Genomic DNA, 24,962 nt, shown 5'->3' on the forward strand with positions numbered 1-24,962 from the left:
CCGAAGGGCTGGGCGCGCCGGTGAAGGCGGGTATCGCGGCCGGTGTGGTCGTCGTGGGCGTCGCGGCGGCGGTGGTGTACGCGCTGTTGAACAACGACGATCCGGTCAAGAAGCAGAACGACGCCAATCCGCCCGTGCCCTCCACGATCGTCGAGAAGTCGCCGACGTCCGCGCCGCCGAAGCCTCCGAAGTCTCCGAAGAAGGAACCCGCGCCGAAGGCGCCCGTGATCGCACTCGCGCCCAACCCGACTCCCACACCGACCCCGACCCCGACTCCTACGCCCAGGCCCACCCCTACGCCGACACCCACACCGCCCCCGACTCTCGCGCCGAGGCCGACTCCGACCCCGACGCCCACCCCCACGCCGACTCCGCCGCCCCCGCCCGCTCCGGTCGTCTATCAGTGGAGCGAGCTGTCGTACGACATCACGGGCGACGGCACCGAGCCCGAGATGCGGATCGGCGAGAGCAGCTGGGTGTGGCAGCGGTACGGCGTGTCGGTCGCCGACAAGACGTACGCGCACGGCGTGACCGTGCACGGCCACTCCTCCGTCACCGTCGACCTCAACCGCACCTGCTCCGCCTACGACGCGCTGGTCGGCGTCGACGACATGACGGCCGGGCTCGGCAAGGTCTACTTCTCCGTCTACGCCGACGGGGTCCGGCTCTGGCGGTCGGCGAGGGTCAAGGGCGGCGACGCGGCGGTGCCGGTCCATGTCAGCCTCGCCGGGCGCACGACCGTACGGCTGGTGGTCGAGCCGCACAGTCACTTCGACAACCTGGCGCTCGCGGACTGGGCCGAGTCGAGGTTCACCTGCTCCTGAGGTCCCGGGGGCTTACGGCGCCTGCCGGGCGGGGTGGGCCTGCAGGGCCTCGCCGAGTTCGCGGAGCACGTCGGCCGGGGTGAGGGGCACGCCCTTGGTGTACTCCTCCTCGTACCGCGCGGTGTCCAGTTCGGCTCGGGCGGCGGCCTCGGCACGCTCGGCCTCGGCGCGCTCGGGCATGGGGCGCGGATGGCCGCCGCGCCAGTGCTCCGCGGCGGCGAGCAGGCGGGCCGCGCGCGCGTGGTCGCCGAGGTCGGACAACAGGGCCGCCGAGCTGTCCACGAGTGCTGCCGTGATCGATTCGGCGCACCGCCGCTCCACCGCCTCGCGGACGCTGTCGACCAGCTGCGGCAGGCCCTGCTCCGGGCCCGACTCGGCGACCGTCACCCAGGCCTCGACCGCTTTCAGCCCCACTATGAACTGCGGTGGCGGAGTGCCCCGCCAGGTCTCCGCGCGCACCGCCCCGCACAGCTCCCGCGCGCGGGCGGTGTCCTTCTCGTCCAGCGCGATCTGGGCCCGCATCAGCAGGACGAAGGCCCGGCTGTCCGCCACTCCGTGGCGGTCGGCGGCAGCGCTCGCCTCGTCCAGCCCGGCCACTGCGGCCCTGCGGTCGCCGGAGCGGTAGTCGATCTCGGCCAGCCGGGCGATGAGGAAGGGCGTCTCGGCGTACGCCCCCACCTCGTAGGCGAGCCGCAGTGCCTCCTGGAACTCGCCCTTGGCCTCCTCGAAGCGGCTGCGCGCCATGCCGGCCTCTCCGGCCGCGCTGCACACCTGGGCCCGGATCCAGCGGTCGCCGGCGCGCCTGCTGAGCGTCCTGAGCTCCGCGAGGTCCTCGTCCACGCCCTCGAGGCCGCCCGGTGAGTCGACGACCATGTGCGTACGGAACATCAGAATGACGGCGACCGCCCAGTCGTCGCCGTGGGCACGGCAGTTGGCGACGGCGGCGTCCATGACCGCCCGGATGTCCTCCGAGCCGTTGATGACGTAGCTGGTCAAGGGCCAGACGATGCCCGGCATTCGGGCCGCGTCCGGGCCGCCCCTCTCGAAGTGCTTCCGCACCAGGTTGAGGTACCGACGCAGCCGGTCGTCCATCCGCCCGGCCAGCGGCTCGTGCTCTGCCGTGAGGAAGAGGTGCAGGATCCGCAGGCGCATCCGCAGGGGGTGCAGCGGATGGTGTGCCTCCTCGTGCGGGGCGGCGAGGAAGGTGTCGACGGGTTCCGGGCCGCCGCCGGTGGCATCTCGGGCGGTCGCGTCCCTGGCGGCACCCAGGCGCAGGACCTGGTCGATCCACTCCGCGCCCTCGTGATGGTAGTTGCGCAGCCACCAGAACCAGCCCATGGCGAGGGCGAGGGAGCCGGCCTCCTCCTCGTCCGCGGCCGTGACCGCGCGGTGGAGGGCCGCGCGGATGTTGTCCAGCTCGGTCTCCAGGCGGGCGATCCACGGGAGTTGCCCGGCGGAGCGCAGCAGCGGCTCGGCCTCCTCGACCAGGGCGCGCACCCACGCGCGGTGTCGGCGCTCGGCGGCGGCGCGCAGCCCGGGGGACTCGGCGGCGCGCTCGGTGGCGTACTCGTGGATGGTCTCCAGCATGCGGTACCGCATGCCGTCGCCGCCGGGGCGGTCGTACGGCGTGGCGACGATTAGGGACTTGTCGACGAGCGCCCCGAGCAGGTCCGCGGCCGGGCCGGTGCACACGGCCTCCGCCGCCTCCAGCTGCCAGCCGCCCGCGAAGACGGACACCTCGCACAGGACCGTCCGCTCCTGGTCGTCGAGCAGTTCCCAGGACCAGTCGACGACCGCGCGCAGGGTCTGCTGGCGGGGCAGGACCGTGCGGCTTCCGGAGGTGAGGAGGCGGAAGCGGTCGTCGAGGCGGTCGGCGATCTGACGGGGGGTGAGCAGCCGCAGCCGGGCCGCCGCCAGCTCGATGGCGAGCGGCAGCCCGTCGAGACGGCGGCAGATCTCGGCGACGGCCTCCTTGTCGCCGAGTACGGCGGCCGCGTCGGGGCGGACGGCGGTCGCGCGCTCGGCGAAGAGGCGCCGCGCCTGGTCGGGGAGGAGGGGCTCGACCGGGCGCACCGACTCGCCGGGGACGCCCAGGGGTTCACGGCTGGTGGCGAGGATCGTGAGCCCCGGGCAGCGGGTGAGGAGGGTTTCGGCGAGGGCGGCCGCCGCGTCGATCACATGTTCGCAGTTGTCAAGGATCAGGAGTTGGCTGCGCGGGGCGCAGTACTCGATCAGCAGGGCGACGGGGTCGTCCTGCGGGGCCGTCAGCTCGCTGGTCATGAGCACGGTCTCGCGCAGACCGAGCGCGCTGACCACCGCGCCCGGCACCGCCTCCGGCTGGTCGAGCGGCGCCAGCTCGACCAGCCACGCCTGCGGGAGCCCGGCGGCGGCTTCCTCGGCGAGGCGGGTCTTTCCGGAGCCGCCCGGTCCGGTGAGGGTGACGAGGCGGGTCCTGTGCAATTCGGAACGGATGGCGTCGAGTTCGGGTTCCCGGCCGACGAAAGTCGTCAGGCGGGGGCGGATGTTGGTGGTGCGGTCGGGGGGTGGGGGTTGCGGATCCCGGGTGGGTGGGGTTCGCGGTTCCGGGGTCGGTGGGGTTCGCGGTTCCCGGGTCGGTGGGGTTCGCGGTTCCCGGGTCGGTGGGGTGAGCAGGTCGGTGTGCAGGGCGCGGAGTTCGGGGCCCGGGTCGGTGCCGAGGCCGTCGGCGAGGGCCCGGCGGGCGCTCTCGTACGCGGCGAGGGCGTCGGCGCGGCGGGCGGTGTCGCGCAGGGCGCGGATGAGCAGGGCGTGCAGTGGTTCGTCGTACGGGTGCGCCGCGGTCAGTTCCTTCAGCTCCGGTACGACGTCCTGGGCGCGGCCGAGTCGCAGGTCCGCCTCGATCCGGGCGCGGGTCGCCTCCAGGCGCAGTGCCTCCGGGCGCGCGGCGGCGGTGCGGTCGGGGAGGTCGGCGAGTGCGGGGCCGCGCCACAGCGCGAGGGCGTCGCGGAGGTCGCGGGCGGCGGTGGGGGCGTCGCCGTTCGCCAGGGCGGTGGTGCCCTGCCGTACCAGGCGCTCGAAGCGGAAGAGGTCGACGTCGTCCGGGGCGGCGGCCAGTCGGTAGCCGCCGGGCTCGGAGGTGACGGCGTCCTTGCCGACGGTACGGCGGAGGCGGCCGACCAGGGCCTGGAGGGCGGCCGGGGCGTCCTGGGGCGGGGCGTCGGCCCAGACCTCGTCGATCAGGGTCTCGGGGGCGGTGACGCGGGCGGGGCGCAGGGCGAGGGCGGTGAGGAGGGCGCGGAGGCGGGGGCCGCCCAGGGGTATGGCGGTGCCGTGGTCGTCCTGTGCCTGGGTGACGCCGAGGATTGTGTACCGCACCGGGCTATTGTCCCCGGGGTGTCTGTGCGGGGTTTCTGGAGCCGCGGATTCTTGTGCCCGGGGTTCGTTGGGCACCCTCCGTTGGTGCGGGCCCCGCGGGGGGCTCCGCCCCCAGGGCCCCGGCCTTTGCCCCAACGGCCTCAGGCGAACGCGTTCCCGCCCCCCGAGGCAAGCGCCCCCCTCTGCGGTGTGATCCCCGCCGGTACCGCCCGCTGGCGGGCCGGTGTCCCCGTCCAGCAGGTGCCTCGGCGGGCGAGGAGGCGGCCGAGCCACAGTTCCAGGGAGATCAGGTCCGCCAGGCCGTCCAGGGGCAGGGGTTCGCCCTCTGCCGCCGCGCGGAGGGCCTTGCGGACCACCCGGGCCTCCACCAGGCCCGCCTGCGCGAGCAGCGGTGTTCCGAAGAGGTCGATCAGGGAGTCCGCCGCCACCCGTAGGCCCGTGCGGGCGGCGGCTGCCGAGGACGCGTGGGAGGGGGCGCCCCAGCCGGGCGGGAGGTCGGCGACGCCGGCGCCCTCCAGGACCGTGCGGAGGATCGCGGCCCGGGCGCCCGGCTTGACCCGCAGCGCCTCCGGCAGGGCGCGGCAGGCGCGGACGACCTGGTTGTCGAGGAACGGCGTGTGCAGGCGCTGGAAGCGGATCTCGGCGGCCTGCTCCAGCACGCGCAGGTCCGCCGCCTGCCGGGCCAGTGCCGCCCGCGCGCGGAAGTCGCCGGGGCGTTGGCCGGGGCCGACCCCGGAGCGGTGAGTGGCGCCCTGCAGGCGAACCGATACTTCAGCCAACGCCTCACCCGTGAGCCAGCGCGCCGCCGGCCCCGGTCTGGCCCAGGTGAGCGCGGCGAGGGACGCCCCCACGGCACCTCCGGGCTCCTCGAAGCGGCGCTGCATGAGGCGGTCGGAGAGGACTTCGAGGCCGGCGCGGTACGGGGTGCGGGACAGGCGGCGGGCGGCGCTGTACACGCGCGCGGGCACCAGCACCGAACCGTCCACCTTCGCGAGGGCGGCTACCGGGCGTACGAGGTGGCGGCGTTTGCGGTCCATGAGCAGGTCCGCCAGGCGGGCCGGGTGGGCGTCCAGGACCTGGCGGGCGCCGTAGCCGGTGAAGTGGTCCGCGCTGCCGGAGGCGAGCCGCGCGCGGTGGCGGGCCGCCGTCACCAGGGACGGGCCGGGCTCGTCGGTCAGTGGGCCGTCCAGGTCGGCGTACGGAAGAGTCTCCTCGCCGCCGGCGACGACCACATGGTGCAGGCGGGGGTTGGCCGCGAGTGTTCCGGCCCGTTCCACCTCGGCCTCCCTTCCGCCGACCACCAGGTCGTTGAAGGTGACCGCCAGCAGTCGCTCCCCCGCGCCCGTGCCGTGTCCCAGGACCGTGCCCGGCATGCCCGGGAGGCCTGCGGCGAGCAGGGCCAGGGTGCCGGAGGCCGGACCGCCGGAGAGGTCGGCCCCGATGCCCGGGACCGGCATCCCGCGCGCGGCACGGCGTTCGGCGGGCCCCATGCCGGGGACCGGACCGGGGTCGATGTCGGCGCCGGGGACGTGCCGAGGTGCCGACAGTCGCGCGCGTACCGCGTCGACCAGCGCGTCGCGTACCGCGTCCACCGCGCTGTCCGGGTCGGCGGAGGGTGCCGCCACCGCCAGGGAGGCGACCGGCTCGTACCCGGCGATCTCGCGGGCCCCGGTGCGCAGGATCAGCGCGTGCCCCGGCGGGATGCGCCGTACGCCGTCGTAGGGGGTGGAGTCGTGCAGCGCGGCCGGCACGTCGGGGGCGGCGAGGAGCGCGGCGAGGTGCCCGAAGTCGAGGTTGGCCTCGATGAGGTCGGCGAGGGGGAGCGCGGCCGTCGCATAGGCCGTGCCCTGCGCCCAGGGGGTGTAGAACACCGGGCGGGCGCCCGCGAGATCGCCGCAGACGGTGATCCGGCGGCCCACCTGGACGACGGCCGTGTAACTTCCCGGCCATGCCGTCAGATGCCGAAGTGCGCCCCCGCGCGCGGCGAAGAGGCCCACCCGCAGTTGTTCGTCCGTCGCCCCGCAGGTGCCGAGGACTGCGATCCGGGTCTGGGCGTCGGCCTTCACCACCCGGACTTCGTCGGGGCGCCAGTCGCCGACCGCCCACAGGGGATCGGGATCGCCCCACAGCAGTTGGGAGCCCACCGGGTGCAGGGTCTCACCGTCGTGCCCGGTGGCCCCCGCGGAGCCGATCGCGGCGGCGCCCGCGGCGGTGCTGCTCCATCCCACCAACCACCGCATCGACGCCTCCACAGGCTGTGGACAACCAGTGCACCGTTCGAACCGGTCACCATGCTGCCATGAAGGACGCGCACAGGAGGGGCGGCGGAGCCGCTCGTGCTCCCCGAAGTGCGCCCCGGCGGATACTCCCCCACCGCACCGCACCGTGTCGAACACCCGGGCGAGGCAAGGAGATCGACGGCGGACGGGAGAGTGAGCGAGAGAGAACGCCAGAGCGACTGCGACGCGAATGCGCCCCCGATACGCTCCCCAAAAACACCGAACGCGCCCTCAAGTGCCGTGGTAGAAGGGCTGAAGCCCTTGACGGGGGAGGGTCGATTTTCGGCCAAATCGGCGCAGCCGGATCGGCCTTGAGCGCGCTCCGCACACGCTCCGTACATGCTCCGCCCACCGCCCGGCGGGCGCGCAGCCCGGGAGACGTCAGTTCGCCCCCCGGGCCGGTCCGCCGCCCGCGGGGATGGAGGCGGCGGCATCCCCCAGCCCACTGGATCCAGTACAGCGGGCCGACCCACGCATGAGCCATGGAACCGCTCCCCCGATGGCCGGAGAAGAGCGCACGGGCGGGCGCACGGCCACACAGCGGGAGCACGCCGCAACTCCCCGTGTCGGAGCCGCACTTCAGTACGGACCACAATCCCGCCAACCGGAACAATGCCCCTTAACGCTTGGGATGCGGCGAACTACGCTGGGTTTACGAATGCCGCATGGTTATGCCAGCGCGGCAGCCGTCTGTGTCGAGGGGTGGCGCAATGTCCAGGGAGCAACGCGGGCCGAACGAAAAGCTCGGCGCCGTTCTCGCCCTCGCGGGAATCAGCAACGCAGGACTCGCGCGACGCGTCAACGACCTTGGCGCTCAACGCGGGTTGACACTTCGCTACGACAAGACCTCGGTGGCCCGCTGGGTCTCCAAGGGCATGGTGCCGCAGGGTGCCGCGCCGCACCTCATCGCCGCCGCGATCGGCCAGAAGCTGGGCCGCCCCGTGCCGCTCCACGAGATCGGCCTGGCGGACGCGGATCCCGCACCCGAAGTGGGCCTCGCCTTCCCCAGAGACGTCGGACAGGCGGTGAAGTCGGCGACGGAGCTGTACCGCCTCGACCTCGCCGGACGCCGGGCAGGCTCCGGCGGCATCTGGCAGTCCCTGGCCGGTTCGTTCGCAGTGAGCGCATACGCAACGCCTGCCTCGCGGTGGCTGATAACCCCGGCCGACAGCTCGGTCGCGCGCGAGGTGAACCCCGCCGAGGGCTCCGGCGCACCGCTCAAAGTCGGCCACAGTGATGTGCAGAAGCTGCGGGAGGCCGCCGAGGACGCCAGGCGCTGGGACTCCAAGTACGGAGGCGGCGACTGGCGTTCGTCCATGGTCCCCGAGTGCCTGCGGGTGGAGGCGGCACCGCTGCTGCTCGGCTCCTACTCCGATGAGGTGGGCAGGGCGTTGTTCGGTGCCTCGGCCGAGCTGACCCGCCTCGCCGGGTGGATGGCCTTCGACACCGGCCAGCAGGAGGCCGCCCAGCGGTACTACATCCAGGCGCTGCGCCTCGCACGCGCGGCGGCCGACGTCCCCCTCGGCGGGTACGTCCTGGCCTCCATGTCCTTGCAGGCGACCTACCGCGGCTTCGGCGACGAGGGCGTCGACCTCGCCCAGGCCGCCCTGGAACGCAACCGGGGCCTCGCGACCGCCCGCACCATGAGCTTCTTCCGCCTGGTCGAGGCACGCGCACACGCGCGCGCGAATGACGCCCAGGCGGCCGGCGCGGCCCTGAAGGCGGCCGAGGGCTGGCTGGAGCGGGCCCGCGACGGCGACAACGACCCGTCCTGGCTCGGCTTCTACTCCTACGACCGTTTCGCCGCGGACGCCGCGGAGTGCTACCGCGATCTGAAGGCGCCGCGTCAGGTGCGCCGGTTCACGGAGCAGGCGCTGTCGAAGCCGACGGAGGAGTTCGTACGCTCGCACGGGCTGCGGCTCGTCGTGTCGGCCGTCGCCGAGCTGGAGTCCGGCAATCTCGATGCGGCATGCGAGCAGGGGGTGCGGGCGGTGGAGGTCGCGGGGCGTATCTCTTCCGCGCGTACCACCGAGTATGTGAAGGATCTGCTTCACCGGCTGGAGCCGTACGGGGATGAGCCGCGGGTGGTGGAGTTGCGGGAGCGGGCTCGGCCGTTGCTCATGACTCCTGCGTAAGCGCTCCGCTGGGGGCGCCGGGGCCCACTCGTCTGCCGGGTCCTGTGGATTCGGGGCTGCGGGTTGCATGTGGCTTGTCGCGCAGTTCCCCGCGCCCCTTTTCGGCATGCAGTCCTCCTGCGTTTGAAGGTGCTGTCAGTGGCGCAGTGCACTATCGAGGTGGGAGGTGGTGCAGGTGGTGCGGCAGATCGTCTACGACTGTGACGTGCTCGTCGTCGGCGGTGGGATCGTCGGGCTGTCGACCGCGTATGCGATCACCCGGGCCGCGCCTGGCACTCGTGTGATCGTGCTGGAGAAGGAGCCCGGGCCGGCCCGGCATCAGACGGGGCGCAACAGTGGGGTGATCCACAGCGGGATCTACTACCGGCCCGGGTCGCTCAAGGCGCGGTATGCCGTGAAGGGTGCCGCGGAGATGATCAAGTTCTGTGCGGAGTACGACATCCCGCACGCCGTCACCGGCAAGCTGATCGTCGCGACCGAGCGGGCGGAGCTGCCGCGGCTGCACGCGCTGGTGCAGCGCGGGCGGGAGAACGGGATTCCGGTACGGGAGCTGGGCGCGGCCCAGATCGCGGAGTACGAGCCGGAGGTGCGGGGGCTCGCGGCCATACACGTCGGGACGACCGGGGTGTGCGACTTCGTGGGGGTCGCCCGGCAGCTGGGCGAGGCTTCGGGGGCGGAGATCCGGTACGGGGCTCAGGTGGTGCGGATCGACCGGCGGGCTGGGGTCGGGGTCGCCGTGCTCACCGGGGGCGGGGAGGTCGTACGCGCGCGTGTGCTCGTGAACTGTGCCGGGCTGTACTGCGACGAGGTCGCTCGGATGACCGGGGACGAGCCGGGGATGCGGATCGTGCCGTTCCGGGGGGAGTACTACTCGCTGGCGCGGCCCGAGCTGGTGCGGGGGCTGGTGTATCCGGTGCCGGATCCGGCGTTTCCGTTCCTCGGGGTGCATCTCACGCGCGGGATCGACGGGGATGTGCACATCGGGCCCAACGCGGTGCCGGCGCTGGCGCGGGAGGGGTACGGGTGGGGGACCCTGCGGGTGCGGGAGCTGGGGGCGACGCTGGCGTGGCCGGGGGCGTGGCGGATCGCTCGGCGGCACTGGCGGTATGGGGCGGGGGAGCTGCGGCGGTCGGTGTCGAAGGGGGCGTTCGTCGGGGCGGTGCGGAGGTTGTTGCCCGAGGTCGAGGAGGGGGATCTGGTGCCGGCCGCGGCGGGGGTGCGGGCGCAGGCGGTGTTGCGGGACGGGACGTTGGTGGACGACTTCCTGATTCGGGAGGGGGAGCGGGCGGTGCATGTGCTGAACGCGCCTTCGCCCGCGGCGACGGCTTCGCTGCCGATCGGGCGGGAGGTGGCTCGGCGGGCGTTGGCTGTGCTGGGCACGCTGTGAGGGGGCCTGTGGTTTTCGCCCCCGCCGCCCCTACCCGTCCCCTCACCAGGGGCTCCGCCCCTTCGACCCCGCCAGAGGGCTCCGCACCCTGGACCCCCGCCTGTGCCCACCCACCACCCGACTCGGTACCTCGAGAGGTGACCCTCCTGGGGCTCCGCCCCCGTAAAATCGACCTCACTGTGTCTGACTACCTCCACACCCCCGAAAACCCTTCCGCCCGCCACGTCCGGGCCAAGGGCGAGCCCCGGTTCCCGGACGGCCCCCAGGCCGATCCCGCCGGGTCGCACTTCGAGCGGCGGATTCGGAGTTTTCAGCCGCGGCGGAGTCGGGTGACGGCCGGGCAGGCGGACGCGTTGCAGCGGTTGTGGCCCAAGTGGGGGCTCGATATCGACGGGCAGCGCGTCATCGACCTCGGTGAGCTGTTCGGGAACGGCAATCCCGTCGTGCTCGAGATCGGGTTCGGGATGGGGGAGGCCACGGCCCGGATGGCCGCCGCCGACCCGGACACCAACATCCTCGCCGTGGACGTACACACCCCCGGGCAGGGCAATCTGCTCAATCTCGCCGAACGGGACGGGCTGTCCAACATCCGGGTGGGGAACGGCGACGCGATCATCCTGCTGCGCGAGATGCTCACCCCCGACTCCCTCGACGGCCTGCGCGTGTACTTCCCCGACCCCTGGCCGAAGAAGCGGCACCACAAGCGGCGGCTGATCCAGCCGGAGTTCCTCACGCTCGCCGCGACCCGGCTCAGGCCGGGGGCGATCGTGCACTGCGCGACCGACTGGGAGCCGTACGCGGAGCGGATGCTCGAGGTGCTCACGGCGCACCCCGACTTCGAGAACACGCAGCCCAACGGCGGTTTCGCGCCACGTCCGGCCTTCCGGCCGCTGACCCGTTTCGAGGGGCAGGGACTGGACAAGGGACATGTCGTGAACGACCTGCTCTTCCGCCGCGTACAGCACGAGGACCAGCAAGAGAGCCGGCACGGGAGCCGGCTCGAAGACCAACCCCCCACCGGCGCCTAGCCGCCTCACGCTCCTGCGGCGGCGCCTCTGCCTCGTTAGGGTCAATGCCGTGGCCACCTGTCCCCCCTACCCGACGCACCCCAGTGATCCCGCCGGCGGCGCACTGCGGCACGCGCACTGGTGGCAGAAGAAGTGGGTGCGTTACGGCGCGCTGATCACCCTCCTCACGCTGTCCGGGCTCGTCATCCTCGCCCTCGTCCGGCAACAGACCGGCACGGAGGGTTTCCTGGTCGGGCTCGGGCTCGCGGTGCTACCGGTGCCGCTGCTCATAGCCGCCTTCCGGTGGCTCGACCGGGTGGAGCCCGGCCCCTGGCGGAATCTGCTGTTCGCCTTCGCCTGGGGGGCCTGTGCGGCGGCACTGATAGCGATCGTCGCCAACAGCTTCGCCACCAGATGGATAGCGACGGCGACCGCCGACCCCTCCAGCGCGGACACCCTCGGGGCGACCGTCATAGCGCCCGTCGTCGAGGAGTGCGCCAAGGCGGCCGCCGTCCTGCTCGTCTTCCTCTTCCGGCGCCGGGACTTCACCGGCATCGTCGACGGGGTGGTGATAGCCGGGGTCACCGCCACCGGCTTCGCGTTCACCGAGAACATCCTCTACCTCGGCACCGCCTTCGGCACCGACCAGCTCACCGGCGACAGCGGGATCGCCTCCGTCACCGCGGCGACCTTCTTCGTGCGGGTCATCATGTCGCCGTTCGCGCACCCGCTCTTCACCGTCCTCACCGGCATCGGCTTCGGCATCGCCGCGCTGTCGGGCGACCGCCAGCATGTGAGGCGGATCCTGCTCCCCCTGTCCGGGCTGCTGCTCGCGATGGCCATGCACGCGATCTGGAACGGCTCGTCGACGTTCGGCGAGTACGGGTTCTTCGCCGTCTACGCGTCCTTCATGGTACCCGCGTTCGGCCTGCTGACCTGGCTGGTCATCTGGACCCGGCAGCGGGAGCTGAAGACCGTACGGGAGGAGCTGCCCGCGTACACCGTGGCGGGCTGGCTGACCCCGGCCGAGCCGTACGCGCTCGGCTCGATGCGGGCCCGGCAGCTGGCCCGCGACTACGCCCGGCACCACGGCGGGCGGTCCGCGGCGCGGGCGGTGGCGCAGTACGAGGCGTACGCCACCTCGCTGGCCTTCCTACGGCGTCGGGGGCGCCGTGGCCGCGCGGGCGCCGACTTCGTCGTACGGGAACGGGAGTTGCTGCACGAGCTGTGGCGCCGCCGGGAGGTGGCGCGTCCCGCCCTGGACCACGCGGCACGGGCGACGGCCCCGCCGGTGGCGGTGGCCGCGCCGCCGTGGCCGGTGTACGGGGTGTACGGGTATCCGGCATCTCCGGCGTCTCCGGCGTCTCCGGCGTCTCCGGCGTCTCCGGTGGTGCCATATCCGGCCTACAACCCGTACCGGACGTGATCACCGAGGGGCGCGCCGGGCACGGCACGGCCGGGCCTCGCCGTCGCGACTGAGCGCCGTCGCGCGGCGGAATGCGGCGGAATGCGGCGGCCGACGGCAGAAAGTGACCGATGGACGGCGGGCGGGAAGTGGCCGACCGAAGCTCAGAGCCTGTGTCACATCCCCGGCCGGGCGCCCGCCGCCTGGCCCGGGTGTGACACAGGCTCTCAAGCCACCGAGAAGAATCCGCCGGCCCGAGATCAGGCCGAGGCTTCCGGCAAAGTCAGGCCGAGGCCTACGGCGAGTCAGGCCGCCTACGGCAGGTCAGGCCGACGCCTCCGTCAAGCGGCCGATCTCGGTCTCCGTCAGGTTCAGATCCGCCACCCCCACCAGCGCCGGCAGCTGTTCCACCGTCCGCGCGGAGGCGATCGGGGCCGCCACCGTCGGCTGGGCGGCCAGCCACGCCAGGGCCACCGTGGCGACCGGGGCGTCGTGGGTCTGGGCGATCTCGTCGAGAGCGGTGAGGACCTTCTGGCCGCGCTCGGTCTCCAGGTGCTTGGCGGCGCCCTCGGCCCGCGCGCTGTCGACCGTCGTACCGGGGCGGTACTTGCCGGTGAGGAAGCCGGAGGCGAGCGCGTAGTACGGGACGGCGGCCAGGCCGGAGCGCTCGGCGAGGTTCTGCAGGTCGCCCTCGTAGGTGTCGCGCGAGACCAGGTTGTAGTGGGGCTGGAGGGCCACGTACCGCGCCAGGCCCTCGCGGTCGGAGAAGGCGAGGGACTCCTCCAGCCGCTCGGCGGAGATGTTGGACGCGGCGATGTGCCGCACCTTGCCCGAGCGCACCAGCTCGTCGAGCGCGCCGATGATCTCCTCGACCGGCACGTCCGGCTGGTCGAAGTGGGTGTAGTAGAGGTCGATGTAGTCGGTGTCGAGGCGGCGCAGTGAGGCGTCGGCGGCGGCCTTGATGTTGGCGGCGGACAGGCCCCGGTACTCGGGGTGCTGGCTCACCTTGGTCGCGATCACCACGTCGGCGCGATTGCCGCGTGCCTTGACCCACTTGCCGATGACGGTCTCGGACTCGCCGCCCTCGTTGCCGTCGACCCACGCCGAGTACGAGTCGGCCGTATCGACGAAGTTGCCGCCCGCGGCCGTGTACGCGTCGAGCACGGCGAAGGAGGCCGCCTCGTCGGCGGTCCAGCCGAAGACGTTGCCGCCGAGGGAGAGCGGGAAGACCTCGAGGTCCGAGCTACCGAGCTTGCGAAGGGAAGTCATGATGTAGATCAACGGCGGCAGCGAAGCGCCTCATTCCGAGGCGCCCGCAAAAACCGCGTAAATCAGCGGGGTTCAGGGTCTCAGGGGTTGAGGCCCTTGCTCCGCAGCCAGGCCATCGGGTCGATCCCGTTGTCGGCCCCGTCCGAGTGGACCTCCAGGTGGAGATGCGCGCCGGTCACGTTGCCCGTGGCGCCCACGCGGCCGATGACATCGCCCGTGTTGACCTTCTGGCCGACGCTGACGCTGATCGACGACTGGTGGGCGTACCAGATCTCCGTGCCGTCATCGAGGGTGAGCACCGTCTTGTAGCCGTACGACCCCTCGTAGCCGGCCTGGGTGATCGTGCCGCTGTGCACGGCCTTGATCAGCGTGCCCGTGGGCGCGGCGAAGTCGAGGCCGGTGTGCTGGCCGGAGGACCAGTACGCGCCGGCCTGACCGAAGGTGGAGGTGATGGTGTACGAGGAGGTCGGCAGCGTGTACTGCCTGGCCAGCTCGGCGAGGCGCTCGGCCTCGGCCTTCTGCCTGGCCTCCTCCTCCGCTTTCTTCTTCGCGGCGGCGGCCTTGGCCTCGGCCTCCTTCTCCGCCTTGGCGGCAGCTTCGGCGGCCGCCTTCTCGGCGGCGGCCGCGGCGTCTGCGGCGGCCTTGCTCTCGACCTGCTCCTGCTGCTGCTCGGCCTGCGCCAGGATCCGGGAGCGCAGCGCCTCACCGGCCCCCGCGGCGCCCTGATCGGTGTCGTCGGAGGCCACACCGACGCTGCTGAGCGCGGTCGCGGAGCCCTCGGGGGCTTCCTCGTCCGAGATCAGGGAGCTCACGCCCGGGAGGTCGGGCATGGAGATGGACACCGGCGGCTTGCCGGTCTGCGCGCTGGCCATGCCGCCCGCGCCGACGGCGGCTATGACACCGACGCCGAGGACGGTGGAGCTGCGGGCGAGTCCGCCGCGCTGCTTGGCGACACGGTGCCGGCCGCGTACGGGTCGGATGGACTCCTCGGTGGGGTTCCACTCCGTCCAGGGGCCCTCGTCGGTGCGGTAGTCGCCGTAGCCGAAGACCTCGGTGTCGCGCTGGCTCGGCTCGAACGGGGCTTCTGGGGCAGGCCGGTTGGACGCCACGTGGGGCGTGCTCCTTTCCTTCCTTCTCGCCTACCGGGTTAGCTGACGGGTTCGGAGCAGGAAGGTCTCCTACGCGCGTATACCGGCCGTGACTTCACGGTGGCATCCACGCGATTCACCCCAAGGTGGTGGTTCCCCGGTTCCCTTGCGGGATTCGGCGCGTGCGCACGGAGCCGCCTCTTGTGACGGCTGGGACGACCGCGCTGCGTTATCGAACGTTAATAGACCCGGGGGCTCGATTCCAAGCTGTTCCGCTTGATCATTAACGTTTTCGCCTGGGACTTTACGGTCCATGACCGGCGAAAAACGGGCGAGTTGGCCGCACCTCATGTGTCACACAGGTATTGACGGTGTCTCAGTTGTTATGCGGAGGGCGGTCGCCCGGTCACCACCCGTGACAACGGTGATGGACGTGCGGCACGCACGAAAAAACCGAGGGCCGGAACCCTTTCGGATTCCGGCCCTCGGCCTTCAGTAGCGGGGACAGGATTTGAACCTGCGACCTCTGGGTTATGAGCCCAGCGAGCTACCGAGCTGCTCCACCCCGCGTCGGTAATCACCAGTGTACGCCATGCGAAGGACACGAGTCGCCACGGTGGTCACGGTTGTCATCGGGTGCACCGGGTGAGGGCCTCGCAGCGAGGCCTCACCCCAGCAAATGCCGATTGGGCCCCTTGGCCCGCCCCTCGTATTCCCCCAGCACGACCACCTCCGCACCCCCGGCCGCCAGCACCCCGCTCCCGTCGGCCCCCGCCACGAACGTGTCCGGCTCCCGCCAGGCCGTGACCACCCGCCGCACCCCCGCCTCCAGGATCAGCCGAGCACACGGAACCGGCCGGGACGCCCGTCGTGCGCACGGCTCCAGGCTGCTGTACACCGTCGCGGACGCCAGTCGAGGATCACCCGGCTCGACCTTCCCCAGCGCCGCCTCCTCGGCGTGCTCGACGGAGTCGGTCTCCCGGGAGTAGCCCCGCGCCAGCTCCGTACCGTCGGCCGCCACCACCACCGCCCCCACGCTGAACGCCGTCGCCGACGGCGGGCACCGCTCCGCCAGCTCGCACGCGAGCCGCAGCCAGTGGTGATCCGCGGCCGACGCGGCCACGCCCACCCCGGGTGCCGTGGGCTCGTACCGCATCAGCACGACGTCACCGACCGCCCGCGTCTCCACCAGCCGCAGACGCCCGCCCTGGTAGGGCCCGGGCCCGAACAGGCGCGGGGCCTTCGAATCGCCCACGAACAGCGGCGCCAGCACCAGCTGGAGTTCGTCCGCGAGCCCCTGCCTCAGCAGCTGGGTGTGGATCTGTCCGCCGCCCTCGACCATCAGGCGGCGGACCCCGCGGACGTCGTGCAGGTGCGTGAGGAGCTGCCGCCAGTCGAGTTCGGCGCCCAGGGGCGCGATGTCGGCGGCCAGGCCCAGTGCCCGGGCCCGCTCCGCGCCCTTGTCCGTCGTATAGACGATCTTCTCGCCGCCCGTGTGCCAGAACTTCGCCGTCGGATCCAGGTCCCCGGAGCCGCTGACCGTGACCTTGAGCGGGTACTCCGGCTTGCCCGCGGCCACCCGGGCCGCTCGCCGCTCCGGCGAGTTGACCAGCAGCCGCGGATTGTCGGCACGGATGGTCCCCGCGCCGACCAGGATCGCGTCGACGGACGCCCGGACCGCGTCGACCCGGTCGAAGTCGGCCGGGCCGGACAGCAGGAGGCGCTCGGGGCCGGTGTCGTCCAGGTAGCCGTCGAGGGAGACGGCGGCAGAGAGGAGGACGTACGGGTGGGGCATCGGCGCGGTCCCTCTCGGAGGAGAATCAGGCGTTTCAACAGGGCTGCTTGGTTCAAGTTTGAAACAATCTACACTGGCTGCATGACGACTCGCTGGCTCACCCCCAAGGAGCAGCGCGCCTGGCGCGCGTACATCGCCGCGACGCACCTCCTGGAGGACGCGCTCGACCGGCAGCTCCAGCAGGACGCCGGCATGCCCCACCTGTACTACTCCATCCTGGCCACCCTCTCCGAGACTCCGGAACGCCGCCTGCGTATGACCGATCTCGCCGAGCGGCTGAAGATCACGCGCAGCCGGCTGACGTACGGGGTGACACGGCTGGAGAAGGACGGCCTGGTGCGGCGGGAGAGCTGCCGCTGGGACAAGCGCGGCAGCCTCGCCATTCTCACCGACGAGGGCATGACGGTCCTGGAGCAGGCGGCGCCGGGACACGTCGAGACAGTTCGCACCTCCCTCTTCGACCACCTCACCGAGGAGCAGGTGGGCCAGCTGGAGGAGATCTGCACAGGTATCACCCGGGCCCTCCAGGGAGACGACGGGGAACGCCCCGCCCCCGACGAGGTCCCTTGGCGTCGCCGCTCGTCCCCGTCCTGCCAGTGACCCTCACCGCACACCCGTTGCTTCAAATTTAAAGCATGAGGTAGGGTCCGTAGCCGTAGATCTGCTTCAAATCTGAAGCAGATGTGACCACCGGACCCTACCCGGGAGAACCCGCATGCCCGACTTCCCCGCCGCCACCCCCCGCTCCCGCGTCCGGGTACCGCTGCGCTTCCACGACGGCTACGGCGTCGACGCCGAACTGGTCACCTTCCACGGCCTGGCCGACGGCCAGGAACACGTGGCCATGGTCCTCGGCGACCCCGCTCCCGGCACCACCCCGCTGGTCCGCCTCCACTCCGAGTGCCTGACCGGCGATGTCTTCGGCTCCGCCCGCTGCGACTGCGGCCCGCAGCTGCGCGAGGCGGTCGAGCGCATCGCCGACCGCGGCGGCGTCCTGCTCTACCTCCGCCAGGAGGGCCGCGGCATCGGCCTCTACAACAAGCTGGACGCGTACGCCCTTCAGGACCAGGGCCTCGACACCTACGCCGCCAACACCGCGCTGGGCCTGCCCGAGGACGCCCGCGACTACACGGCGGCGGCGCAGATGCTCCGGGCCCTGGGCATCTCCACCCTGGACCTGCTCTCCAACAACCCCGACAAGTCGGCCCAGTTGCGCGACCTCGGCATCGACGTCCGCGACCGCGTCCCCACGGGGGTCTTCACCACCGCACACAACGTCCGTTACCTGCGCGCGAAGGTCCTCCAGACCCAGCACACGCTGCCGTTGGGAGAACTGACGGGGCGTCACGCGGTCTGAGAGCTCAACGCCCGCGTCACTGAGGGGTCTGCGCCAAGTACGCCAGCACGGCCAGCACCCGGCGGTGCCCGCTGTCGCTCGGCGGCAGCCCCAGCTTCAGGAAGACGTTGCCGATGTGCTTGTGCACAGCGCGTTCCGTGACGACGAGCAGCTTGGCGATGGTGGCGTTGTCATGCCCCTCCGCCATCAGCTTCAGCACCTCGCGCTCGCGCGGGGTGAGCGAGTCGAGCGGGGTGTCGCGGCGACGGGTCAGCAGCTCGGTCACCACATCGACAGGGCCACCAGCCGCGCCTGCGCGCCGTCGTGCAGGTCCCGCTCGATCCGGCGCAGCTCGGCACCGTGCGCGGCGATCGCGTCGGCCCGGGTCTCCTTCAGTTCCTCCACCCGCGCGGCCAGCTGTGCCTTCGGCGACGGCACGAGCAGCGCGGTCGACCAGTGGGCCTCCAGGTCGGCGAGCCGGACGATCAACGGCAGTACGACGGCCCGCCGCCGCAGCAGCCCGCACCACACGCCGTCGACGACCAGCCCGACGGGCCACAGCGGCAGCGCGAGGAAGACGAGGGCGCCGTAGAAGTAGTAGGCGAGCATCCAGCGCAGGTCGGTGAGCGTGCCGGGATCCCGTACGGCGATCCGCAGCCGCTCGCGCAGCGTCCCGCCGATGGTCTGATACGCCTCGGGGATCCGCCGCCCCGTCCACCCGGCCGTCAGCCCGCGTTTGGCGCCGGCGATCCGCCGGATCAGCAGCACCGTCTCGGGCAGCACCCAGGCGCCGACCACCGCGACCGTGCCGATGGCGGTGATCAGCAGCACGGTGATGAAGATCCACACACCGAACGCCATCGCCGCGGCCACGACGAGGTGCACCGTGGCCCAGGCGGCGCGCTGAACGGTTTTCCACATGGCGCAAACGTATGCGAGCCGGGTGGGGGGCACAGGGGAGCAGATACCCGGGATGAGGGTGTAGCGGGCTACACCAGGGGCGTGTCCGGTGCTGCCGACGGCGTTCTGTCGGTGTCCTGTCGGCGTCCGGTGGCTGTGGAGCCACTCCCGTGGTGGACTCGTGGGTGGTAGGAGGCCGGGGAGATGCGTCCTTGTCTACGTGGTGTTGTCGGCGCCGTGACAGCTGTGTCACTGGCCGTCGGTCTTGCCGCCTGCGGGGGATCCGGCGATTCCGGCGAGTCGGGCGGCTCGGGCCGGAACCTGAAGATCGGCCTCTTGCTCCCGGGCTACGGGGGAACCACCCGCTGGGAGCAGTTCGACAAGCCCCTGATCGAGCAGAAGATCAAAGACCTGTGCGCCGACTGCACGGTGGAGTACGCCGACGCGAGGCTCAGCGCGGCCACCCAGGGGCAGCAAACGGAGGCGATGATCACCAAGGGTGTCGATGTCCTGATCCTCGCTTCCGTCCACGCCGAGGCGATCCGCTCGTCGATCAGAGACGCACACGCGGCGGACATCCCGGTCGTCGCCTACGACCACCTCGCGGAGGGCCCCATCTCGGCCTACGTCTCCTTCGACCCCACCACATCGGCGAACTCCAGGGCAGGGCACTTCTCGAGGCTCTGGGCGACAGGGCCGGCGACAGCCAGATCGTCATGATGAACGGCGATCCCATCAACCCGGACGCGAACGCGTTCAAGAAGGGCGCGCTCTCCGTCCTCGCGGGCAAGGTGAAGATCGGCAAGGCCCATGACACACCCGGGTGGGAGATCTCGACCGCCCACCAGAACATGAAGAACGCCATCGCCACCCTCGGCGCAGACAGGATCGACGGTGTCTACGCCGCCAACGACTGGCTCGCCTCCGGCGTCATCTCCGCCCTCAAATCCGCCCGCATCGACCCGTTGCCACCGGTCACCGGCCAGGACGCTCTGGTCTCGGCCATCCAGCGCATCGTCACCGGAGAGCAGTACATGACCGTCTACAAGTCCTACGCGGACCAAGCCGCCGCGGCCGCCGAGATGGCCCTCACCCTGGGCCGCGGCGAGAGCCTCGACGAGATCGCCAAGGACCGGGTCAGCAACGCCACCACCAAGGACATCCCGGCCGTCGTGCTCCCCGCGGTTGCCGTGACCCGGGACAACATCGAGGACACCGTCGTCAAGGACGGCATGTACACGATCGACCAGATCTGTACGGCGGAGATCGAGGCGGCTTGTGATGCGGCGGGGCTGGGGTCGTGAGGGCTGTGCGGCTGTAGGGCTGTAGGGCTGTTCATTCTCGGCTCGTACGTCGTTGCGGGTTACCGCGTACGAAGGGGCGCGGGGCGCGCGCATACGGTGAGGCGAGAACACCGGCGACGCAAGCAGAAGGTGTGGGACGGGATCGCTTCCTGGTTCCTCGACGCACCCCACTGAACCCCGGGCCGTCCGCGTCAGGTGTCGTAGACCGTGGAACGGTGTCCGACCTGGACGACCCACACCACCAATTCGCCGTTGTCGATCGTGTAGATGACGCGGTAGTCGCCGACGCGTAGTCGGCGCCTGTCCGGCTGGGACACGAGCGCGGTGGTGTGGAAGCCGAACGGGTCGGTCTCCAGCTCCGTCAGCCTGGCAAGGATGCGGAGCGCCGCGTCCCGGGGGATTTTGCGCAGCTCGGCCCGGGCCTCCGGCCGGAAGACGGTGCGGTACTCACTCACGCTGTGCTCATTCACTGCGCGCCAGCGTCTCCCTCATGACGTCCTCGATCGGGACACCGGCCGCCGGATTGGCCATACGCTCGTCGATGATCCGGTTGATCTCGCGCTCTTCCCACTCCTGGTACCTGCGCAGGACCTCGATCGACACGACGGCGGCCACTTGCCTGCCCCGTCGAGTGATGACCGTGGGGGTGTCGTCCCGGTCGGCCCGCTCGACGACCTCGGCCAGGTGGGCGCGTACGTCACGGATGGACTCTATGGGCATGTGGGTCATGCGCCCAAGGGTACCGAGTGTCCCATGTGTACACAACCGCGCGCCTGGGCGAGCCTGGTGTTTCCGTCGGGCCGAACGCCTGAAGGGGGCCGTGCGTTGCGTCGCGCGGCCCCTTCAGCGCGCACGGCAGGCCGCCGAGCAGCAGCTCTCGGTCTACAGGAGGACCACGCACCCTCGCCGCTCCAATTCGGTCAGCAGCGACGGTGAAGGCGCGCAGGCGTTCCAGCGCAGGTCCAGCTTCTCCAGCGCAGGCATGTCGACGACCCAGTCCGGCAGCCGGGCGAGGCGGTTGCTTCGCACGTCGAGCTGACGCAAGCGGGGAAGCCTGGCCAGCGACTCCGGCAGTTCGGTGAGGGCGTTCTCCCGCAGGTCCAGGTGACGCAGTTCGTGGAGCTCGGCCGTGGACGGCGGCAGGCCTTCGACCGCGTTTCCCCGCAGCCAGAGCTCGCGCAGGCTGTGGAGGTGGCCGATGCTGTCGGGCAGTGTGGTCAGCCGGTTGTGCTGTGCCCGGAGTTCGATCAGGCCGGTCATGCGGCCGATCGCCTCGGGCAGGGCGGTGAGCGTGTTCTCGCCGATGTTGAGGTAGCGCAGCCGCGTCAGGTTTCCCAGCGCGTCCGGGATCTCCGACAGCTTGTTGTCGTGCAGGTAGAGGCAGCCGCTGAGGTCGGCCAGGTCGCCCAGTTCGGCGGGCACGGAGGTGAGGTGGTTGTGACCGAGGTCCAGGGTGGCAAGCCGGTGCAGCCGTCCGATCTCTGGTGGGAGTTCCGTGAGCCCGTTGTCCGCGAGGATCAGCACCTGGAGCTCGGTGTGCTGCCAGACCGACTTGGGTACTTTTCCCAGCTGTTGACGCCACAGGTTCAGCGTGTGCGGCACGGCGTGATCCCTTTCTCGGTACGTCGACGGGTACGTCTTCGCGTCCTCCTCCCGTCCTCTTCCCGTCCTCTTCCCGTCCTCGATGTCGGAGAGCGGCACGATCCGCCCGCTCCCCTCGCCTTCCCGATCAGGGCCCAAGCGTCGTCCCCGACCCGACGCCCCGCACCGGGCCCGCGGAGCTCTCCGGCCCCGCCTGCCCGCCCACCGACTCGATGACATCCAGAAGCCGCTCCAGCAGGGGAGTGGCAGCAGAGCCCCGGTGGTAGGCCAGGGCGATGTCCACCGTGGGAACGGGCGCGGTCAGCCGCCGTAGACGCACCCCGGGTATCCGTAGCGCACGGGCCCGCCCCTCGGGCACCGGTGCGATTCCGGCGCCCGTGGCCACCGCGAGGAGAAGCTGCTCGTCGTCGGGTTCCTCGCGGACGATGCGCGGGCCTCCATGGGGCCACAGCTGCTGGGTGATCCGGTCGTGCATGCCCGGGCCGTTCTCGCGCGGCCACAGAATCACCGGTTCCGAGGCGATGCGATGGCGGGGGATCCTGCGTTCGCCGGCGAGCGGGTGGTCCCCGGGGACGGCCAGGAGGAGTTCTTCCCGGGCGACCAGGCGGCACTGTATGCCCGGGGTGTCCAGTGGAGGGCGGACGAAGGCCGCGTCCAGCCGGCCGGCGAGCAGTTCGGTGATGTTGTGTGCCGTCCACCCCGTCTGCGGGACGAGGTCGATGTCCGGGTTGCGTGCGCGGAACTCCGCGACGAGGGCGTCGACGACGCCGCCACGCGCGGAGCGTGTGTAGGCCAGGCGCAGTTGGCCCCGCCGTCCGTCGCGTACCGCACGGATCCGCTCCTGCGCCGCGGCCGCGTGGGCCAGCAGTTCGACGGCTTCACGCGCCACGACCGTACCCACGGCGGTCAGGGCGCAGCCACGACTGGTCCGGTCGATCAAACGGGCACCGACGTCCCGTTCCAGCGCCTTGATCTGCTGGCTCAGGGCGGGCTGGGCGATGTGCAGCCTGTGCGCGGCCCGGGTGAAGTTCAACTCCTCGGCCAGTACCGCGAAGTACCGCAGCCGTCGCAGGTCCATCCACCGACTATAAGCACTTCCATAAGCGCTTCTATAAGCACTTCTTATCGCATCGAGCAGGACTGGTCTTGGACGGCCCGTCAGCCCGCGCTGTGCACTGGGCGGTACGCAAACCCGCGAGGTCAGGAGGGTGGTGCCGACATGTTCGATGTGGCGGTCGTCGGTGGCGGGGTCATCGGGCTCACCAGCGCGCTGCGGTTGCAACAGGCGGGTGCCCGGGTCGTCTTGGTGACGGCCGAGCCACCGGGCTCGACCACGTCGTCGGTCGCGGCGGCCGTCTGGTACCCGACCCGGACGCCGGGCCAACCGCGGGTACTGGACTGGGCCACCCGAACATTCGACGAACTCGCCCGCCAAGCGGCCGACGGTGTGCCCGGGGTGGTGATGCGCCCGACAAGGATGCTGCAGCGGGCCGAACCTCCCGCCGTCCAGTGGTGGACGGCGGCCGTCCCCGACGTACGTCGGCTGGGGGCGGACGAGATACGGGCGCCCTACACCGCCGGTCTGGCGTTCACCGTGCCGTCCGTGGAGATGCCCCGCTACCTGCCATGGCTGCAGGAGCAGTTCACCGCAGCGGGCGGCACGCTCGTGCTGCGCCGGATCAACCGCCTGGACCAGGCGACCGTGTGGGCGCCGGTGGTGGTCAACGCCACCGGCCTGGGCGCTCGCGCGCTGTGCGGAGACTCGCGGCTGCGGCCGGTCAGGGGCCAGCTGCTCCTGGTCGGCAACCCCGGCCTGCACGTCTCCCTGCGGGACGAGGACGACACGGACGGCTACACCTACATCCACCCCCGCAGCACCGACGTCGTCCTGGGAGGCACCTTCGAGGACGACCGGTGGGACACCGTCCCCTGCCCGGACACCGCCCGGGCGATCCTGCGCCGCTGCACCGCCCTGCTGCCGGAACTCGCCGACGCCCCGGTCATCGGACACCGGGTGGGGCTACGGCCGCACCGAAGCGGCGGGGTCCGGCTGGAAGCCGACCCGCACGTCCCGGACGGGGCGACACGGCTGGTCCACAACTACGGGCACGGCGGCGCCGGCGTCACCTTGGCATGGGGATGCGCCGATGCCGCCACCGCACTCGCACTCGCGCTCGGCGGCGACCGCTGATGCGCCGCCGCCGACCCACCGACAGGAAAGCCGACACGGCCGCTACGACCTCGCCCCCGCGCACGGAGTCCACGGCGCAACTCCAGCGCACCCTGGACAGCCTCTACGACCAGGCCGGCCTGCTGGGACACGGCCTGCTCGCACTGGGCCGCGCGAACGCCCTCGAATCCGTCGCGCGGAGCATCGCTCACCAGATCCTTCACTTGGCCACGCGCGGCCTTGTCCGTCTGGTCGACGACCGCACGATCCAGTCGGCCACGGACCCCGCGTCGGAGAACCTCCGCCCGGACGAGCGGCTTCTCCTCCGACTGCTGTTCACCGACAGGGTCGACCGCATCCCCGTCCGGACAGCCTCGTTCGCCGCGGATTACAAGGGCGGGCATCAGGTCGCCACCTGGGCTCATCTGGTCGGCCCGGTCAGAAGGTCGGCCGACGAGGAGTTGCGACGAGCCGGATGGGCACGGACCCGGCCGGTCTCGGCCAGAGGCTGCCTGCGGGCCTTGGGCGTCCTGTGCTTCTTCCCAGGGCTCTCCGGAACGCTTGTGCTGGCCCAGACAACAGGCGGGGCGTCCCTGTCCCCGGCGGTCGCCATCGGCCTGTGCTACGGCGCCCTCGCGGGAGCCGGCGTGGCCTGGTTCGCGCCGTCCACCGACTGGTTCCTCACCGGGGAAGGCCGGCGAGTGCGTGACGCGGCCCGAACGTACGCCGGCCGACTGCGGGAGATCCTGGCCCGCGAGGACCCGTTGCCGCCGGACCAGGCCTCGCTCAGCTTCTACGAGCAGGCGCTGCCCTTCGCGATGCTGCACGGATTCGGCCCCGAGTGGGAAGACCGACTGCGCGAGCACTTCGCCCTCGACACCAACCGCCACTCCGTTCTTCTCGACGATCCGCCGGCCCACGGGCTCGCCGCCCTTGCCGGCGCGATCGTCGGCACCATCGCTCCCCTTCGGCCGCCGGGCGCGGACAGCGGAGGCGGCGGCGGAGGCGGTGGGTAAGACAGTCTCCGGTCTAAGGCGGTCTCCGGCTCTTAAGACAGTCTCCGGTCACAGGCATCGGCTCAGGGTCATCCCGTCGCATCCGTAGTAA

20 protein-coding genes, 1 tRNA gene, 1 pseudogene and 1 riboswitch are annotated in these 24,962 nt (G+C 71.6%); of the genes and pseudogenes, 10 read left to right on the plus strand and 12 right to left on the minus strand.

Annotation, left to right across the window (positions count from 1 at the left end; all coding sequences use genetic code 11):
* On the plus strand, positions 1-824 hold an 824-nt coding region (locus tag CLM62_RS06325; RefSeq protein ID WP_257003693.1), incomplete at its 5' end, for an NPCBM/NEW2 domain-containing protein.
* 12 nt (positions 825-836) lie between these two features.
* Here CLM62_RS06325 and CLM62_RS06330 read toward each other — a convergent pair.
* On the minus strand, positions 837-4,178 hold the full coding sequence (locus CLM62_RS06330; RefSeq protein WP_095748865.1) for a BTAD domain-containing putative transcriptional regulator: 3,342 nt from the start codon (positions 4,176-4,178) through the stop codon (positions 837-839).
* A gap of 140 nt (positions 4,179-4,318) precedes the next feature.
* Positions 4,319-6,418 carry an asparagine synthase-related protein gene (locus tag CLM62_RS06335; protein ID WP_095748866.1) on the minus strand — a complete coding sequence of 700 codons (2,100 nt, stop codon included), beginning with the start codon at positions 6,416-6,418 and terminating at the stop codon, positions 4,319-4,321.
* Between the two features lie 749 nt (positions 6,419-7,167).
* Here CLM62_RS06335 and CLM62_RS06340 point away from each other — a divergent pair.
* The 4 genes from CLM62_RS06340 (at position 7,168) to CLM62_RS06355 (ending at position 12,412) form a co-directional block, all read left to right on the plus strand.
* A complete protein-coding gene (locus CLM62_RS06340) occupies positions 7,168-8,592 on the plus strand; it encodes an MFS transporter (protein WP_095748867.1) in 1,425 nt (474 codons plus the stop codon).
* A gap of 175 nt (positions 8,593-8,767) precedes the next feature.
* Complete coding sequence (gene lhgO / locus CLM62_RS06345; RefSeq protein WP_095749029.1) at positions 8,768-9,979, plus strand: L-2-hydroxyglutarate oxidase; 1,212 nt, start codon at positions 8,768-8,770, stop codon at positions 9,977-9,979.
* Between the two features lie 179 nt (positions 9,980-10,158).
* Positions 10,159-11,007, plus strand: coding sequence for a tRNA (guanosine(46)-N7)-methyltransferase TrmB (gene trmB / locus CLM62_RS06350; RefSeq protein WP_095748868.1), 849 nt, complete (start codon positions 10,159-10,161; stop codon positions 11,005-11,007).
* Positions 11,008-11,056: 49 nt separating this feature from the next.
* Positions 11,057-12,412, plus strand: a complete 1,356-nt coding sequence (locus tag CLM62_RS06355) for a PrsW family intramembrane metalloprotease (protein WP_095748869.1) — start codon at positions 11,057-11,059, stop codon at positions 12,410-12,412.
* Positions 12,413-12,715: 303 nt separating this feature from the next.
* Here CLM62_RS06355 and CLM62_RS06360 read toward each other — a convergent pair whose 3' ends face one another.
* From CLM62_RS06360 to CLM62_RS06375, 4 genes are all read right to left on the minus strand, one after another.
* Entirely contained in the window at positions 12,716-13,660 is a 945-nt protein-coding gene (locus CLM62_RS06360) for an aldo/keto reductase (RefSeq protein WP_095749030.1), read from the minus strand.
* An 80-nt stretch (positions 13,661-13,740) separates the two neighbouring features.
* Positions 13,741-14,769 carry a M23 family metallopeptidase gene (locus CLM62_RS06365; protein WP_095748870.1) on the minus strand — a complete coding sequence of 343 codons (1,029 nt, stop codon included), beginning with the start codon at positions 14,767-14,769 and terminating at the stop codon, positions 13,741-13,743.
* 12 nt (positions 14,770-14,781) lie between these two features.
* Positions 14,782-14,939: riboswitch (cyclic di-AMP (ydaO/yuaA leader) on the minus strand.
* A gap of 305 nt (positions 14,940-15,244) precedes the next feature.
* Positions 15,245-15,318, minus strand: a tRNA-Met gene (locus CLM62_RS06370).
* Between the two features lie 97 nt (positions 15,319-15,415).
* A complete protein-coding gene (locus CLM62_RS06375; protein ID WP_095748871.1) occupies positions 15,416-16,543 on the minus strand; it encodes a dihydrofolate reductase family protein in 1,128 nt (375 codons plus the stop codon).
* Positions 16,544-16,624: 81 nt separating this feature from the next.
* Here CLM62_RS06375 and CLM62_RS06380 point away from each other — a divergent pair, with 81 nt between their 5' ends.
* Entirely contained in the window at positions 16,625-17,143 is a 519-nt protein-coding gene (locus tag CLM62_RS06380) for a MarR family winged helix-turn-helix transcriptional regulator (protein WP_095748872.1), read from the plus strand.
* A 115-nt stretch (positions 17,144-17,258) separates the two neighbouring features.
* Positions 17,259-17,900, plus strand: a complete 642-nt coding sequence (gene ribA, locus CLM62_RS06385; RefSeq protein WP_095748873.1) for a GTP cyclohydrolase II — start codon at positions 17,259-17,261, stop codon at positions 17,898-17,900.
* Positions 17,901-17,916: 16 nt separating this feature from the next.
* Here ribA and CLM62_RS06390 read toward each other — a convergent pair whose 3' ends face one another.
* A complete protein-coding gene (locus CLM62_RS06390) occupies positions 17,917-18,165 on the minus strand; it encodes a response regulator transcription factor (RefSeq protein WP_373559115.1) in 249 nt (82 codons plus the stop codon).
* Complete coding sequence (locus CLM62_RS06395) at positions 18,162-18,800, minus strand: sensor domain-containing protein (protein WP_095748874.1); 639 nt, start codon at positions 18,798-18,800, stop codon at positions 18,162-18,164. The genes CLM62_RS06390 and CLM62_RS06395 overlap by 4 nt, the downstream gene beginning before the upstream one ends.
* Positions 18,801-18,983: 183 nt before the next feature.
* Here CLM62_RS06395 and CLM62_RS06400 point away from each other — a divergent pair.
* Positions 18,984-20,083 (plus strand): annotated as a pseudogene (locus CLM62_RS06400) (sugar ABC transporter substrate-binding protein).
* Between the two features lie 191 nt (positions 20,084-20,274).
* On the opposite strand, the gene CLM62_RS06405 reads toward CLM62_RS06400, so the two are convergent.
* From CLM62_RS06405 to CLM62_RS06420, 4 genes are all read right to left on the minus strand, one after another.
* Positions 20,275-20,538, minus strand: coding sequence for a type II toxin-antitoxin system RelE/ParE family toxin (locus CLM62_RS06405; RefSeq protein ID WP_095748875.1), 264 nt, complete (start codon positions 20,536-20,538; stop codon positions 20,275-20,277).
* A 7-nt stretch (positions 20,539-20,545) separates the two neighbouring features.
* Complete coding sequence (locus CLM62_RS06410; RefSeq protein ID WP_095748876.1) at positions 20,546-20,812, minus strand: type II toxin-antitoxin system Phd/YefM family antitoxin; 267 nt, start codon at positions 20,810-20,812, stop codon at positions 20,546-20,548.
* Positions 20,813-20,965: 153 nt separating this feature from the next.
* A complete protein-coding gene (locus tag CLM62_RS06415) occupies positions 20,966-21,673 on the minus strand; it encodes a leucine-rich repeat domain-containing protein (protein WP_373559116.1) in 708 nt (235 codons plus the stop codon).
* 139 nt (positions 21,674-21,812) lie between these two features.
* On the minus strand, positions 21,813-22,763 hold the full coding sequence (locus CLM62_RS06420; RefSeq protein WP_179381970.1) for a LysR substrate-binding domain-containing protein: 951 nt from the start codon (positions 22,761-22,763) through the stop codon (positions 21,813-21,815).
* 141 nt (positions 22,764-22,904) lie between these two features.
* On the opposite strand from CLM62_RS06420, the gene CLM62_RS06425 reads away from it, so the two are divergent.
* Complete coding sequence (locus CLM62_RS06425; protein ID WP_095748878.1) at positions 22,905-23,876, plus strand: FAD-dependent oxidoreductase; 972 nt, start codon at positions 22,905-22,907, stop codon at positions 23,874-23,876.
* Entirely contained in the window at positions 23,876-24,871 is a 996-nt protein-coding gene (locus CLM62_RS06430; RefSeq protein WP_095748879.1) for a DUF2207 domain-containing protein, read from the plus strand. The genes CLM62_RS06425 and CLM62_RS06430 overlap by 1 nt, the downstream gene beginning before the upstream one ends.
* Positions 24,872-24,962: the final 91 nt, after the last annotated feature.

It is taken from the genome of Streptomyces sp. SA15, assembly GCF_002291145.1.
Lineage (GTDB): Bacteria > Actinomycetota > Actinomycetes > Streptomycetales > Streptomycetaceae > Streptomyces.

Coding starts and splice junctions, on each gene's coding strand:
- CLM62_RS06335 (WP_095748866.1), bottom strand. CDS start 6,418: ATGCGGTGGTTGGTGGGATGGAGCAGCACCGCCGCGGGCGCCGCCGCG.
- CLM62_RS06340 (WP_095748867.1), top strand. CDS start 7,168: ATGTCCAGGGAGCAACGCGGGCCGAACGAAAAGCTCGGCGCCGTTCTC.
- CLM62_RS06360 (WP_095749030.1), bottom strand. CDS start 13,660: ATGACTTCCCTTCGCAAGCTCGGTAGCTCGGACCTCGAGGTCTTCCCG.
- CLM62_RS06375 (WP_095748871.1), bottom strand. CDS start 16,543: ATGCCCCACCCGTACGTCCTCCTCTCTGCCGCCGTCTCCCTCGACGGC.
- CLM62_RS06380 (WP_095748872.1), top strand. CDS start 16,625: ATGACGACTCGCTGGCTCACCCCCAAGGAGCAGCGCGCCTGGCGCGCG.
- ribA (WP_095748873.1), top strand. CDS start 17,259: ATGCCCGACTTCCCCGCCGCCACCCCCCGCTCCCGCGTCCGGGTACCG.
- CLM62_RS06395 (WP_095748874.1), bottom strand. CDS start 18,800: ATGTGGAAAACCGTTCAGCGCGCCGCCTGGGCCACGGTGCACCTCGTC.
- CLM62_RS06410 (WP_095748876.1), bottom strand. CDS start 20,812: ATGACCCACATGCCCATAGAGTCCATCCGTGACGTACGCGCCCACCTG.
- CLM62_RS06420 (WP_179381970.1), bottom strand. CDS start 22,763: ATGGACCTGCGACGGCTGCGGTACTTCGCGGTACTGGCCGAGGAGTTG.
- CLM62_RS06425 (WP_095748878.1), top strand. CDS start 22,905: ATGTTCGATGTGGCGGTCGTCGGTGGCGGGGTCATCGGGCTCACCAGC.
- CLM62_RS06430 (WP_095748879.1), top strand. CDS start 23,876: ATGCGCCGCCGCCGACCCACCGACAGGAAAGCCGACACGGCCGCTACG.